The sequence below is a fragment of the Arthrobacter subterraneus genome, assembly GCF_900099735.1.
Lineage (GTDB): Bacteria > Actinomycetota > Actinomycetes > Actinomycetales > Micrococcaceae > Arthrobacter_D > Arthrobacter_D subterraneus.
Map to the genome: position 1 here is coordinate 127,240 of NZ_FNDT01000009.1, position 13,427 is coordinate 140,666.

Here is a 13,427-nt window from a genome sequence, read left to right on the forward strand (position 1 = left end):
TTCGAAAAGAACACCCCGGGGCGGGTTTAGGGTCGGTGCCAGCGACGCCGTGATTGTCGTGTTGGCCTCTGATTCTACCGTCCGGGAGTGAGCAGTTGTCGGAGGTGTTTGCCTGCTTGGGCTGTGGCATCGTCGGATGCTCGCAGGGCGAGGCGGATGAGGACTTCGGCGACCTTCTCGGTGTCGACGTCGTCACGCTTGTCGAATCGGACCCGGACCGGCCGGTCGGCGCCGGCCCGGTCGGTCCTGTGCGAATAAGAGCGAACCATCAGCGCTTGCCTTGCGCACGTTGGTCACCGGGGCGATGGTCGAAGGGTTCACCGGTGGCTTCGTCAATGGTAGCGAAGAACACGTCCTCAGCGGCTTGCCGCTGCCTGACCTGCTCGCGGACGAAGTCGACGAACTCATCGTCGCGGTCAGCGATCACGATGTCCTCTACCGGTGGTGCGGGCATTTCGCCGGGCCAGGTGGTCTGCCGGGTGGGGCGGTCCCGGTCGAGGCGTGTGCCGGAAGCAGCGATCCAATCGCGCAGTCGCACCCTGACGTCGGCGAAGTCGCGGTGCCAGCCGATGGGTGCGGAGCCGTTCTGTTCAGCGTCGTAGGCGCACAGCCAGTGCAGGTGCAGGGCAGATAGCTCCCAGACCAGTTCGGGGTGGTGGTGCCAGAACGGCGGGATCACGGCGGCGGGGAGCCCGTAAGTGTGGCGGAGCCAGTCGATCCACCGGTTCAGCTCCAGCCATTCTTGCTCCAGGTCGTGGGCTGAGAGCATGTTCCAGTTCACCGGGTGCGGCGGTCCGCCCACCGACTCATCGGCCATCTCATCGCCCAAGTTGTCGTCCAGGTCGTCGTCGAGGTCGCTCTCATCGGGCTCCGGGGGCGGCATGTGGTCGCTCATGATGCTGCTCCTCCCGGTTCAGCGGCCCAGCACCGGAGCATCGGCAGGCGGCCGGGTTTGAGACGGGTCGAACGCTCGGTTGTGCTCGCGGGTCGCGCTCTCGCGCTCTGCGGCAACACCGGTCCGGTGGGGTGTGCGGTCCACGTCGTAGCGGGTCCGGGCGGTGTCGTGACCGATCTTCTTCCCGACGAACTCCTCGCCCTCGATCTGTTGCGCGTCGCGGGTGTAGGAGTACTCGTGCGCGTAGCCTTCGGCGACGAAGTTGTCGCCCTTGGCGAACCGCTCGTAGGCACGTTCGGCGGTGGCCCGGTACAGCACGAGGTTGCCGAAGCTCGGCTCTCGCTTCGAGAAGGACCCGTCCGGGTCCTTGCGGTAGTTCTCCTGCCCGAACCGGGCATAGAACCGTGCGTCACCGTTCTCCGTGGTGGTGAGCTGCGGATCGGTGGCGATGAAACCCGAGATGGACTGCTGAGTGTGGATAGCCATCGGGCTCTCCTCCTGACGTTCGTGGCGACCGCCCGTGCGGGGTCGCTCGTATGAGATAGGTGCACAGCGAAGCCCGCGGCCTTTGGTCAGGAATCGACTGGGCGTTGCAGCCGCGCTTCGATCTCGGCGCGGTCTTCTTTGAGCTGCGTGCCGTCAGGGCGCGAGGGCCAGGCGCGCAGGTCGGTGATGATCGGTGGCGCGGAGCGCAGCAGGGTGACGCCGGTGCCGAACGGCAGTGTCCTGATCCGGTCGGGTGGGAGGATTGGGACGCGGCGGATGGAGCGTTGGTTGGAGCGGGTGCCGTGGTCGCCGAGGGTCACGCTGTCGGTGTACTCGTCGCGTTCGCCGATGAGCGTGGAGAGGTCTTGGAGGTCGCGGGAGTTGGAGGCGCCGCCGAGGATGATCTTGACGATGCTGGCGTCCCAGATCGCGCCGGCGGCGTTGTCTGACCACTTGTCCCGTGCTTGGGCCAGTGACTGGAGTACGGGCAGGGTGGTGATGCCGGTGCCGCCGCCCTCAGCCATCAGCGTGGGCAGGGAGGGGAGGGGGGCGAGGTTTCCGATCTCATCCAGTGCGAGCAGCAGGGGCGGGTCGAGCCGGGCACCGGGCGAGCGGGCGGCCAGACGCCGGGCGGTCTCGATGAGGTCTTCGACGAACGCGGCCACCAGTGCGGCGGATGCGCCGGCTCCGGCGCCGGTGGCGAGGAGGTAGAGGGTGCCGCGTTCTCGGATGAAGGTTTCGGGGTCGAAGCCTTCGCCGGGTCCGGGTGAGACGGCGTCGAGGACGCGGGGGTCGGCGAGGGCTCCGAGGGCGAGGGCGACGCCCTGCCAGATGCTGTCGCGGGTCTTGGGGTCGGAGTCGATCATCGCGCCGAGTGAGTCCGCCCACCCGGTCGCCGCCTGCGCGCTGTTGGTGAGGATCGCGGCGGCCTCGGCGGCAGCGGTGGGGTCGAGGGTCCAGCGGAATAGCTCGGACGGTGGCCGGTGGTCGAGGGCGGCGGCATGCAGGAGTGCTTGGAGGGCGGTGCGGGTTTTGCCTTCCCAGAATCCGCCGGATTCCACTCCGCCGGCCGAGAGCCCGGTGCCGGCTGCGAGCCCGGTGGCGCGGATCATCGCGGTCAGCGGGTCCTCACAGCCGCGGATCGGTGACCAGCGCATGCCTGCGGGGATGCCGTCGGTGAGGTGCTGGGGGTCGAACAGGGCCACCGGGCGTCCGTCACGCTCCCGGGCGCGGAGGGTCGCGGTGAGGTTGTCGGGGCGGGTGCTGGTGGTGACGACGGCGCCGGGCGCATCGAGGATGGCGTTGATGACCACGTGGAGGCCTTTGCCGGACCGCGGGGGTCCGATGAGCAGAATCGAATCCTCCACACTCGCCCACACGTCCTGGCCCTTGGAGGTGCCGATCCGGTAGCCCACATCACCAGGGGCCGGGCAGTCGAGGGATGGACGGAGAGTCGCGGCCCGGCGCAGCAGCGCTTTGGCTGAGGCGCTCTGGTTTACCTCGTGGGCGGTGGCGGTGCCGGCCAGGCGTCGCGGATCCGTGTCGACCTTGCGGGAGTAGCGGCACAGCCCGACCCACACCCAGGCCCCTGCGGCGGTGAGGCCGGCGAGCAGGATCGCGGTGATGATCCAGTACGCGACCGGGTTGAGGCCGTGCGCGTCGAGCGCTGTGGCGGGGTCGTCCGGGTTGAACAGGACTGCGAGTCCGGAGGCGGGGCCGGCGGAGGGGTGGGGTGTGCCGGTGAGGAACGCAGCCACGCTTCCTGCGGCGCGGAGGATGAGCGCGACGCCGAAAACCCCTACCAGTCCGATGAGGGCGGCGTTGGTCAGCTCGTCGCCGAAGGAACCCGCCTGGCGCTGCTGGGGCGCGTTCACGGCAGCCGCCAAACATGGACGGCGCCGGAGATGCGCCCCAGCAGCACCACCTCGCCGGTGCCGTCGCGCAGCAGGGAGGAGATTTTGGTCTTGTCGAGGAGAGCGCGGGCATGGCCGGTGCCGGTGGCATCGGTGTGGGAGACGATGACCGCGACGGCGACGTCCTCACTGGGCAGGAACCCGTCCCCGGTCACCTCGACCAGTTCCGGCGTGCGCGTCTTCGTCGCGTGCTTGCCGCGTTGCTTCTCCGGGTCGGCCTCGGGCGGCTTGGGCGTGGTGCGTCGGCCGGTGCGGATGATGTCGGTGAACACGCTCCCGTCGGTCTCACGGATTTCGATGCGCACCGCGGTTGTCCGGTCCTCGGTGATGGCATCCAGCAGGACTCCGAAGGCCCTTCGGGTCCACGCTGGCCCGCCGGCTGGAGGCGGGTAGGGGGTCCCGTCGATATTGACGTTCAGGACGCCGGTGTCGGTGACGGTGATGACCGCGCGCGGCAGGATGATCGGGGTCTGTACGGGTTCCCGCCAGGTCGAGCGGCGTGGGGGTTTGCGGTTTATCACTTCACCCCCTGAATGAGCCTGGAGCTGGTGTCGAACAGGTCCAGTTCAGCGGGATGCAGTTGGTGTTGGGTCACGAAGGCCCTGTCCTTGATCCGCCATAGTCCTTGCCCGACACCGAGCGAGGGGAGAAGTTTTTGTTCGGTGCCGGTGAGCCCGAGGGCCTGGGCGGTGGGGCCGAGCTGATCGGATTCCTGTCGGTACACGATCCTGGTCTCGGCATTCGCCAGTAGCGAGTTCGCCAGGGATCTCATGGCGGAACCGGCGTCGCCAACGTTGTCGAGGTCGGAGAGCTTGTGGAAGATCAGCATGTTCGCGATCCCGTAATGCCGCGCCAGCCGCCAGTGAGCGTCCATCCGTCGCAGCAGTGCCGGGTGGGACATGAGCCGCCACGCCTCGTCATAGATCACCCACCGTTGCCCACCGTTGGGGTCCAACAACGCGGATTCCATCCATGCGCTGGAGCACGTCATCAGCACCGAGATCAGGGTGCTGTTCTCGGTGACGCGGGACAGGTCCAGGCTGATCATCGGCAGGGACGGGTCGAACGTCACCGTGGACGGGCCATCGAACAGTCCGGCGAGGTCGCCGGCGACTAGGCGGCGCAGGGCATGGCCGACGAGCCGTCCGTCTTCGGCCAACCGGTCGTCGGCGCCCGCGTTCGGGTTGAGGATGCGGTCAACGACCATCGGCAGGATCGGCACGGTGTTCTCCCGCACCGTCTCGGTCAGGGCAAGGTCGATCGCGGTGTGCTCCAATGGCGTCAATCCCCGAGTCAGGACCGTCTCAGCCAGTGACCCGATGAGGTCACGGCGGCGGGACGCGACCGTGATCGCCCACTGCTCATTCGACAGACCGGAGGGCCGGTGGCCCTCGTCAAGCGGGTTAAGACGTGTGTTGAGTCCGTGGCCGAGGACGATCGCCCTCCCACCGACCGCCTTCGCGACCGCCGTGTGCTCACCCTTCGGATCTCCCGGGACGTAGACACGCCGCCCGAACGGAAGACTGCGTGTGTAGAGCGACTTCGCCAGGGACGACTTGCCGGAGCCGACGATCCCGGCCAGGACGACGTTCGGTGCGGTGATGATCCCGCGGGCGTAGAGCACCCAGGGGTCGTACACGAAGGAGCCGCCGGAGTAGAGGTCTTGGCCGACGAATACCCCGTCGGCGCCGAGTCCTCCTTCGGCGACGAACGGATACGCCCCCGCTAACGTGGCAGAGGTGTCCTGATGCCGAGGTAGCCGGAATCTGCCGGGGGTGCGCAGCGCTGCCGGTCCGGGTTCACCCGCGGCTGGCAGGTAGGTGGTGGCGCGTCGTTCGGCGCGCTCGGCATCAGCCTTTGCCCGCGTTTCGGTGTTCTCGGTGCGCCGTTGTTCGGCTTGGAGGCGGGAGGCGGCCTGGAGGCGCTGCTTGCGGAGCCGGCGGCGCTCGGAGGCCGGCGTGACCAGCACGGAGGTGTGCAGCCGCTCGCGCTCGGTCACAGCGACAGCCCCCGCCTAACAGATGTGGTCGCGCGGGCAGGACCGGCGAACCAGTCCTTCTCCGCCCCCGGCGATGTCCGCACCGACTGCGGCAGGGGTGGCCTTCGATCCGCGGCGGGGAGGGGGTTGGTGGCCTCGCGGCTGCGCGCCGCGGTCGCGTCGGCCAGAGACGGGTCGGGCGGGACCAGGTGGACGCGCAGCAGGCTCACGTGCCCCATCCCCGCGTTCCACGTGAGGGTGTAGTCGCCATCGGCCACCACGTGGTCGAGGGGTCCCGCCGGGGGCTCGTCGTATACGTACCCGTTCTCCAACGCGGCGGCGGTGGTCTCGTCCCCGTAGTCGAAACCCTTCAAATGCTCGATCGCCGCGCCCGTGCCCTCGCGGTCGATCAGATCGAGTACCTCGTCGGCATCCTCGCCTTGGAGGAACACCACAGAGACCCATCGCCGCGCGGCAGTCTCACTCAGTGGCTCTTCTGTAAGGTCGGGTCCCGGGTGCCAGGCGATCCTCCCCGAATGACCGAACGCCGCATCGAGCCGGTCATGCACCTGATCCAGCAGGGTGCCGGCCTGGTGCAACTCGTCCGCTGCGGCCAGGGCACTGTCCGCCCCGGCGGCGTGGCCGCCGTGATCGTCGTGGGCCCGGTCACGGTGGGTCAGATGTGCGTTCGCGAGCTGGTCGAGCACCTGCCGAAGCGACCGCACCACGGCGGTCATGTCACCGAACACGGCGTACGTGTCGGCGGGGTTGTCGAAGGTCCGGCTTGCGCGCGCCAGGCCGCGCAGCGCTTCTGACGCCTCGGCGGCATCGGCGAGTGGATCGTGGAACGTGGGCATGATCGGGCCTCCCGTGGAACGCGAATGAGTCCCCGGATTCGGGGTCGCAGGTCAGGTGCGCGCAACGATGCAACTGGCCCAGCGGGCTTGTTAGATGCGGCGGCAGAGCGGGAGCGCAGCAGCAGTGAATGCGGCGGCCTGTTGACCGACGAGCAGCCTGGTCTCGCAGGAGGCTTGGATTGCTGCTTGTTCGATGGCGGCGACGGCGGCTTCCAGCTCGTCGATGGTGGGGGCGGTGACGCTGATGAGGCCGGTGTAGCGCAGCACGCCGTGGCCGGCGGTCAGGTCGGCTTCCTGCTGGAGGACGTCGTGGTATTCGGCGGTGAGAGCGGCGTCTTCGATCTGCCCGATCTTCGCCCGCTGGGCCTGATCGGAGATGTGCTCGACCTTCTTCTTCCTGATGTCGCGTGCGGCCTGGTCGGAGCGCATCGGGGTGCACAGGAGCGTGAAAGCGCGTTGGACGCCGGTTGACAGCAGGACAGGGGACAAGAAGCCGGGGTAGACCATTGATCGCGGCCACTCGCTGATCCATAACACGGCGTGGTGGGCGGAGTCGGTGCGCAGCCTTGTCCAGGACTCGTTGACTGCGACGGGGCCTGCGGTTGCGAGGTTCTGCCCCAGCTCACCGTGGCGTTCCAAGGTTGCTGCGATCGCTGGGTCGTACGCGCTGCGGAGGATGACGGCGATCTGTCCGGGGGTGAGCCAGCCGGAGGGGGTGAGGTCGGCGGAGCGGAGGGCTGAGGTGAGGGTAGACATCTCTTGGCGCAGGACGGCGGCGGTGCCGCGGATGCCGCCGCCGGCGGTTCTGATCTGCCGGGCGGCGTTCTTCATGTCCAGTGACAGTGACAGGGTGGAGGCGTGCCGTTCTCCGGCGGGGCCGGCACGGTCGATGAGTTCCGCGTAGGTGGTCGCGGCCCAGGAGTCATCGGAGATCCCGTGGGAGGCCCACCATTCGGCGAGCCCGGTGCCCGAGTCCGGCAGCGTGCGCTCCAGCACCTGGAGGGTCGCGATCCGGCCGGAGCGGCACACGGTGGCCAGGACGCGACCCCAGGAGGTGACGCGGCGTTCCTGCTCGCCCGGGTCCAACAGCACGAACGCGGGGTGGGAGACCTCGCACACCACGGTCAAGGTCCGCTGGTGGGGGTCGTGGATCATCCCGGCGCCGGTTTCCGGGTCGGTGTATTCGCGCAGCCGGGCTGTGTCACCGGGCAGGGCGAGGGTCCCGACAGGCCGTGGTGTCACCACGCGCCGCCGGTACAAGAGCTGCCCGCCGGTGGAACGCCAGAGCCACCAGAATGCGACGGGTAACCATTCGATGGCGGGGCGTTCGGCGATGGGTGTCCAGGTCAGGGCGGCGGCGAGCACCCAGACGGGTGCGGTGTAGGCGAGCAGGATGCCGCCGCCGGCGTAGAGGGCGCCGACGATCGAGAGGACACCGGTCGCCAGGGTGATGAGCTGGGACAGTGACAGGCCCAGGAGCACTCCTCGGCGGGTGAGGCGGGAGAACTTCACCGGCGTCAGCTCTGAGGACACCGTGCGCTCGTTCTTCGTCGTCATGGGCTCTCACTGCCTCCCGGTCGGTTGCGGCGCCGGTGGTGGGGTCTGCTTCGACGCGGACGGCATCCTGGGTTCCGGTGTGGACGGCGGGGCCACCTGCGCTGGTGGGGGTGTGCTTCCGGTCTGGGAGGCGGAGTCTGCGGCGGTCTCGCATTGGCCGCCGAGGGCGGTAGCGGTTTTGGGTCCGGCGGAGGTGGCGTCCTTGGCGACCTTTGCGCCGATCACTGCCGCTGCGGCCGGACCTGCCGCCGCAGCACCCGCACCCGCACTCGCTCCGGTTCCTGCGCCGGCTCCGGCGGAGCTGTTGCCTGCGGCGGCCTTTCCTCCGCGCGCTTCGGCAGCACCACCAGGTCCCTGGGGTGCCGGGCTTTTCGGTGGGGGCGGGTTTTTTCCACTCCCATCCCCTCCGCCGTTGTTGTCGCCGTCGAGGACCTTCTTCGGCTCGCCGCCCTGCGGCTTGGATGGTGTGGGGATGGGCCGGTTGAGGGCGTTCTTCGCGTCCTGCTCGGATCCGATCGCGTGATACATGTCGAAGCCCACAAACGACAGGAACTTGTAGGTCAGGTAGGGAGCGAAGGCGGCCATCGCCATCAGCACGATCCCGGCGATCGGATCAGCGACCGAGGACAGGTCGCGGTCGATCGGCGCGCTGACTTGGGTGATGGCGACGAGGAACATGACGACCAGGACGAGTTTGGAGACGATCAGGGCGATGACGAACATCGCCCACTTGCTGATCCATCCTTTTGTGGCATCCCATGACGCACCGGAGAACGCCAGCGGGGCGAGGACGATCGCGACCAGGAGGAGGGTTTTGCGGACGAGGAGGGAGAGCCAGACGATCGCGGCGGCGGCGATGGCGAGGCCGGCGAGGAAGATGGTGATGATCGCCCCGACACCGGGGGCGGCGATGTTGATCCCGACCAGGCCCGCGGCGAGCAGGGTGATCTTGTCGCCCATCGACTCGGTGGTTTCGCCGGCGGCTTGGATGATCCCGATGCAGAGCTGATCGACGATCTCCAACAGCAACGCGGTCAGGGTGATGACTACGAATGATCCGAGGACGGATTTCGCGAGTCCGAGGGCGGCGCGGGAGAGGGCGGTGGGGTCGCGGCGGATGAGGCCGGTGATGAGTTGGAGGCAGAAGAAGATCAGCATCACGAACACGGCGATGCCGAACAAGATGTTGTAGACGGCCACGTACTCCGGCCTGGTGACGTCCACGAGGGTGGTGGTGTCGAACACGGTCCAGACGGCCTCGAACAGCCAGCCCGCGGCGGCGCCCATCGCGGAGTCAAGCCAGTCGAACGGTGCCGAGACCAGGGTGGCGGCGGCTTCGCCGGCGGTGTCGCACACGGACGAGATGATGGGGACATCGCACACACCCACCGCAATCACTCCTCACACCTAGAGTTGGTGGGTGGGGTCAGACCTGCTGGCCGACGTTCCAGAAGAAGTTGATGAGCGTCACCGACGCTCCGCAGATTACCGCGGCACCGCAGGACACGAGGACGCCGACCTTGCCCCGGCCGGCGAGGTGGGGGTTGGAGGAGTTGGCGCCGAAGCCCCACACGATCGCCGAGATGATCAGCGCCAGAACGGACAGGATGAGGCCGACGGTCATGACGGCGCCGACGATGGTGCGCAGCTGGGCGATACCGGGCAGGCCGTCGCTGTTGGGGTCGATGGTGATGTTCATCGGCATGAGCGCGGGCAGAGCGATGATGAGATCGAACACGGTGGGTCTCCTGACGAACGTACTCCGCCCTTGAGGCGGAGAACATGGATGGGTTCGTCGGTCAGGTGCACGGACCGACCCGCGGTGCCGCGAACGCGACAGTTCCGTGACGCGGGCGGCGTGGCGTCAGAGTTGCTGGCCGAGGTCGATGAGCCAGTTCATCCACGCGACCCCGCCGCCGGCCAGGACCGTGGCCCCGAGGGCGGTCCAGGCGCCGATGCGTGCCTTGGTCGCGGCGGCATGGTTGCCGTTGGCGGTGGCGATTGCCCAGGTGATGGCGCAGACGATCAGCATGAGCACGGCGGTGATGAGCACGAAGGTCAGCAGCGCACCGACTACTTCGCGCAGGTCGCCGATGCCGCTCAGGCCCTCAAAGTCGGGGAACACGTCCATGGTCTTCAGCTCCCGGCCCGGACGGTGACGTGGAGGTGGTCGATGTGCCTGGTGGTGATATCGATGCCGTAGGTGTAGTCGCGCCATCCTTCGGCGTCGCGGGCCAGGGACCAGATCTTGTCCTGCCAGATCAGGTACTCGACGCCGAGGGTCTCGGCGTGGTCCTTCATCCAGTTGGTGACCTGCCATCCGGCCTCGAGTTGCGACGGGGTGGCGTGGGGGCCGATGGAGTTGCCGAACGTGAGATCGCACGCCCGGCCCAGGGGGTGTTCTGAGACGGTGCCGGGCCGCGGTGAGTAGCAGGCCCACGAGGTCTCGGGGAACGCTGCGGTGGCTTGGGTGTGGAGGTGCAGGAGACGGGCGGTGATCTGCCCGTCACTCGTGGGGTCGTCGACCATCCGGTCCGGGCCGCCGTCGAGCGGGTCCGGCTCGTCGCCGGGTGCTCCGGTGTCGGCATCGCAGCCGGTGGGGGCGCCAGTGGCGGGCTCTGGCAGATCGGCGGCCTCGTGGGCGTTGAGCCAGGCGGCCGGGTCGGTGTACTCGCCGTTGGTGCCCCCGTTGCGGACCTCGAAGTGCAGGTGCGGGCCGGTGGAGTTGCCGGAGGAGCCGACATCGCCGATGTGCTGTCCGGCGGTCACGGTGTCGCCGGCGGTGACGTGGATGCCGGTCTCCCACATGTGCGCATACGCCGTCGCCACGACCGCTCCGTCGATGTGGTGTTCGATGACGATGAGCCCGCCGTCACTGCCGGAGAACTCCGCGACGGTCACGGTCCCGTCTGCTGCGGCGAGGATGGGAGTGGCGTCCGGGGCGGCGAAGTCGGTGCCGGTGTGGAACGAGTTCTCCCCGGTGATCGGGTGGGCCCGGGGTCCGTAGTCCGAGGAGGACACCCAGGTGCCCTCCGACAGCGGGAACACCACCCGCGACGACTCCGCCGGGACCGTCCGCACGACCGGCACCACAATGCCGTCGAGCGTGGTTGTGCCCGTAGCGCCGGTGGCGCCGGTGGTGGTGAGGGTGGTCAGGATGGTCTCGGCCACGGGCTCGTGGTTGCGATACCGGTCGGGATAGGCGGACACCTCGACGGCCTGGGCCGCTTCGCCCTTGTCCATGGACTTCCAGCCGGGGATATCCAGTAGTCCTCTGGGGCTGGGGTAGTTGGGGGCTTCTGGTCCGCCGAAGAACGCCCGCGCCTGGTAGGTCGGGTCCATGAGGTCGGTGACCGTGCCCCACCCGGACTGCGGCCGCATCTGGAACAGGCCCAGGCTGTCGTGATCGGAGCTGTCGCCGTCGTTGGGGTAGTCAGCGGATTCGGGGTAGGTGCTCGTGTTGGACAGCATGCGGAGGGTGGATTCTGTGAGGGCTGCCATCAGCGCGATCTGGAGTCCGTCCCGGGTGACCCCGTCGATGCCCGTGCCGGTCTCGATGATCGTCGCCGCGTGGGTGAGCTGCCGGTTGTTGAGGGTGAAGGTCTCGCCGTTCGCGGTGGTCACGGCCAACGACTCGGGGACGTCGCCGATCGTGATGCCGTTCCCGGCGACGGTGCACGCGGCGGTGGAGGCGGGATTCATCAGCACCCCGATTCCGATCAGCGCGAACGACGGGCCGAGCAGGATCAGGGTGATGGCGGCAGTGGCGAGCGTCTTCACGAGCGATCCCCCGGCCTTATCGCAAGGGGTTATCGAGTTGGGACAGTCGCAACAGATGACAGGTGTCATAGGCCGGGCCGCAGATGATGAATACCGTGAACGCCACCGCATGTTCGGAGGCGACTGGTTCGTCGTTCCAGAGGCCTGTGCGGTGGCGGGTGCCTTCGATCGTGTAGGCGGTCGTGCCCTCGGCGAGCTGCCCCGGTTGCGCCTGCGCGACGGCAGTGTCCCATGCGTCGGGGACGAACAGGGTGTCGATGGTGAGGTGCTGGGTCGTGGCGTACTGGCGCAGCTCGACCCATGCCTGCCGGGTGGGCAGGTAGGTGGTGATGTCGGAGGCGAGCCCAGCCTGCTCGGCACCGGTGGGGTCGCCGACGGCGAGGAGAACCGACGTGTAGTCCAGGGGTATGAACCCGGATGCGGTGTCCCACCCGAACAGGGCGGTCGCGACGTTGCGGGCGAAGGTCTCCGGATCATCCGACCCGGCGACAACCGGCAGACGCGGCGTCACGGTCGGGACTGGGACGGCGGGTGTCGTGACCACTGGCCCAGACCCGACACCACTTTCGGTGTCGGTGCTGGTGGGTGGTCCGGTGAGGAAGCCGTAGCCGCCGACTCCGGCCAGGACGAGGACCGCCACGACGGCGGCGAGCACGGCGATCCGCCGGCGACGGATACGAGGGTCAGCGAGGTCGGGTGTCTTCATGCCCCTAGGTGCACCACCGTACCCAGTCCTCACCGCGCAGAGATCAGAGGGCGCGCAGGCGACCCCGGACAGGCCCGGGATCGCCGGTCTGTCGGTCGCGGGCGGCACGCAGCTCCTCCGCGAACCGGTCCGTCCCTGCGGCAGTGGTCAGGAAGGATTCGATCTGTTCGTCGCTGAGTTCGGCCGCGAGCTGGCCGGCGTCGTAGTGGGTCCACCAGTCGACCAGCTCGCCCCAGGTGAGCACGAACGCCCGCACCGGATACCGCACCGGCTCGCCAGCGTCATCCGGGGACGGGACTGGCCGGGGCGCGCGCTTCTTCCTCTGGGTGTTCTTGGCGCGGGCGAGCGCGTCGGCGGCGAGCTGGTGCAGGTCCGCCTCGCGCTGTCCCTGAGCGGTGGCGACGGCGGTACGGACCGCTTCGTAGATCGGGTGCACCGGGGCGCCGGCGTCTATACGTGCCAACTCGGCGGTTACATGTGCGCGGAGTTCGGTTGGTTGGGCGGGGTCGTCGGCGATCTGCTCCAGGTAGCTGATCTTGTCGAGGGTTTTGTGGGAGGCCCCGCCGGGGATCATCGCCGCTGCCTGCTCGCGGGTCTTGCCGCGCAGCCCGGGTGACGGGGGTGGAAATTTTCCACCCCCGTCACCTCCGGGCTGGTAGTCGCTGCTGAACCGGGTCGCGACCTCCCGGCGGGCGGCGTCCTCGGCCATCAGCGCCTTCAGCTCCCGGTAGAGAACGGCGGCCTCGGTCTGGGTCAGCGGCTTGTGGAGCACGTTGTCGTCTTGTTCGGCGAGGAGGTGTCCGAGTCGGTCGGAGATCCCGGAGCGGACCCACACGTTGACCTTCTTCCAGCCGAGCCGTGTGATGGCCGCCAGCCGGCGTGCACCGCAGACGAGTACGCCGTCGGGGGTGATGGTGATGGGTTGCAGGAGCCCGTCGCGGTCGATGGAGGCGGCGAGCTGTTCGATGTCGCCCAGATCGGTGCGGTGCCGGCGTCCGACACGGATCGAGGCGACCGTGCGCTCCAGCTCGATGAACCCCGCTGGCGCGCTCACCGAGACCCACCCCCGCCATGTTCGCGCGGTGCTGCGAGGCAGACGGAGAGGATAAGCTCATCGTCGCGCAGCAGCACAGACAGATTTTCTCCGACCAGCAGCCGCAACAGCACACCCCGCCCGGCTGTGGTGGCGGCGTAGGCGGGGTGGGGATTGCCCAGCAACGCCTTCAGCAGGGCAGTCCAGGAGGCGCGGGGGATG

14 protein-coding genes and 1 pseudogene are annotated in these 13,427 nt (G+C 68.5%); all 15 read right to left on the bottom strand.

The features are described from left to right. Positions 1 to 74: 74 nt before the first annotated feature. Entirely contained in the window at positions 75 to 269 is a 195-nt protein-coding gene (locus tag BLS52_RS11330) for a hypothetical protein (RefSeq protein ID WP_090586812.1), read from the bottom strand. After that, positions 269 to 895 (bottom strand): hypothetical protein, encoded by a 627-nt coding sequence (locus BLS52_RS11335; protein ID WP_090586813.1) that lies wholly within the window; start codon positions 893 to 895, stop codon positions 269 to 271. The genes BLS52_RS11330 and BLS52_RS11335 overlap by 1 nt, the downstream gene beginning before the upstream one ends. A gap of 18 nt (positions 896 to 913) precedes the next feature. Continuing rightward, positions 914 to 1,381 (bottom strand): single-stranded DNA-binding protein, encoded by a 468-nt coding sequence (locus BLS52_RS11340; RefSeq protein WP_090586815.1) that lies wholly within the window; start codon positions 1,379 to 1,381, stop codon positions 914 to 916. 86 nt (positions 1,382 to 1,467) lie between these two features. Next, positions 1,468 to 3,255, bottom strand: coding sequence for a type IV secretory system conjugative DNA transfer family protein (locus BLS52_RS11345; RefSeq protein WP_090586843.1), 1,788 nt, complete (start codon positions 3,253 to 3,255; stop codon positions 1,468 to 1,470). Further along, positions 3,252 to 3,812 (bottom strand): hypothetical protein, encoded by a 561-nt coding sequence (locus BLS52_RS11350; protein ID WP_090586845.1) that lies wholly within the window; start codon positions 3,810 to 3,812, stop codon positions 3,252 to 3,254. The genes BLS52_RS11345 and BLS52_RS11350 overlap by 4 nt, the downstream gene beginning before the upstream one ends. Next, positions 3,812 to 5,293 carry an ATP-binding protein gene (locus tag BLS52_RS11355; RefSeq protein WP_090586817.1) on the bottom strand — a complete coding sequence of 494 codons (1,482 nt, stop codon included), beginning with the start codon at positions 5,291 to 5,293 and terminating at the stop codon, positions 3,812 to 3,814. Before BLS52_RS11355 ends, BLS52_RS11350 begins: the two co-directional genes overlap by 1 nt. Then, the gene (locus BLS52_RS11360) at positions 5,290 to 6,129 is read right to left on the bottom strand and encodes a hypothetical protein (RefSeq protein WP_090586818.1); all 840 of its coding nucleotides are present in this window, start codon (positions 6,127 to 6,129) and stop codon (positions 5,290 to 5,292) included. Before BLS52_RS11360 ends, BLS52_RS11355 begins: the two co-directional genes overlap by 4 nt. 90 nt (positions 6,130 to 6,219) lie before the next feature. Next, the gene (locus BLS52_RS11365) at positions 6,220 to 7,686 is read right to left on the bottom strand and encodes an SCO6880 family protein (protein ID WP_090586820.1); all 1,467 of its coding nucleotides are present in this window, start codon (positions 7,684 to 7,686) and stop codon (positions 6,220 to 6,222) included. Between the two features lie 6 nt (positions 7,687 to 7,692). Further along, positions 7,693 to 9,075, bottom strand: coding sequence for a conjugal transfer protein TrbL (locus BLS52_RS11370; RefSeq protein ID WP_090586822.1), 1,383 nt, complete (start codon positions 9,073 to 9,075; stop codon positions 7,693 to 7,695). 37 nt (positions 9,076 to 9,112) lie between these two features. Continuing rightward, positions 9,113 to 9,391 (bottom strand): DUF6112 family protein, encoded by a 279-nt coding sequence (locus tag BLS52_RS11375; RefSeq protein ID WP_425425039.1) that lies wholly within the window; start codon positions 9,389 to 9,391, stop codon positions 9,113 to 9,115. Between the two features lie 159 nt (positions 9,392 to 9,550). Next, entirely contained in the window at positions 9,551 to 9,817 is a 267-nt protein-coding gene (locus BLS52_RS11380) for a DUF6112 family protein (RefSeq protein ID WP_090586824.1), read from the bottom strand. 5 nt (positions 9,818 to 9,822) lie between these two features. Continuing rightward, positions 9,823 to 11,466 carry a M23 family metallopeptidase gene (locus tag BLS52_RS11385; protein WP_245702824.1) on the bottom strand — a complete coding sequence of 548 codons (1,644 nt, stop codon included), beginning with the start codon at positions 11,464 to 11,466 and terminating at the stop codon, positions 9,823 to 9,825. Between the two features lie 16 nt (positions 11,467 to 11,482). Further along, positions 11,483 to 12,172, bottom strand: a complete 690-nt coding sequence (locus tag BLS52_RS11390) for a hypothetical protein (RefSeq protein ID WP_090586827.1) — start codon at positions 12,170 to 12,172, stop codon at positions 11,483 to 11,485. A 43-nt stretch (positions 12,173 to 12,215) separates the two neighbouring features. Further along, complete coding sequence (locus tag BLS52_RS11395; protein WP_090586829.1) at positions 12,216 to 13,226, bottom strand: ParB N-terminal domain-containing protein; 1,011 nt, start codon at positions 13,224 to 13,226, stop codon at positions 12,216 to 12,218. Continuing rightward, positions 13,223 to 13,427: pseudogene (locus BLS52_RS11400) on the bottom strand (hypothetical protein); the annotation flags it as partial. The gene BLS52_RS11395 and the pseudogene BLS52_RS11400, both read right to left, overlap by 4 nt.

Coding starts and splice junctions, on each gene's coding strand:
- BLS52_RS11365 (WP_090586820.1), bottom strand. CDS start 7,686: ATGACGACGAAGAACGAGCGCACGGTGTCCTCAGAGCTGACGCCGGTG.
- BLS52_RS11375 (WP_425425039.1), bottom strand. CDS start 9,391: ATGCCGATGAACATCACCATCGACCCCAACAGCGACGGCCTGCCCGGT.
- BLS52_RS11335 (WP_090586813.1), bottom strand. CDS start 895: ATGAGCGACCACATGCCGCCCCCGGAGCCCGATGAGAGCGACCTCGAC.
- BLS52_RS11390 (WP_090586827.1), bottom strand. CDS start 12,172: ATGAAGACACCCGACCTCGCTGACCCTCGTATCCGTCGCCGGCGGATC.
- BLS52_RS11330 (WP_090586812.1), bottom strand. CDS start 269: ATGGTTCGCTCTTATTCGCACAGGACCGACCGGGCCGGCGCCGACCGG.
- BLS52_RS11380 (WP_090586824.1), bottom strand. CDS start 9,817: ATGGACGTGTTCCCCGACTTTGAGGGCCTGAGCGGCATCGGCGACCTG.
- BLS52_RS11340 (WP_090586815.1), bottom strand. CDS start 1,381: ATGGCTATCCACACTCAGCAGTCCATCTCGGGTTTCATCGCCACCGAT.
- BLS52_RS11360 (WP_090586818.1), bottom strand. CDS start 6,129: ATGCCCACGTTCCACGATCCACTCGCCGATGCCGCCGAGGCGTCAGAA.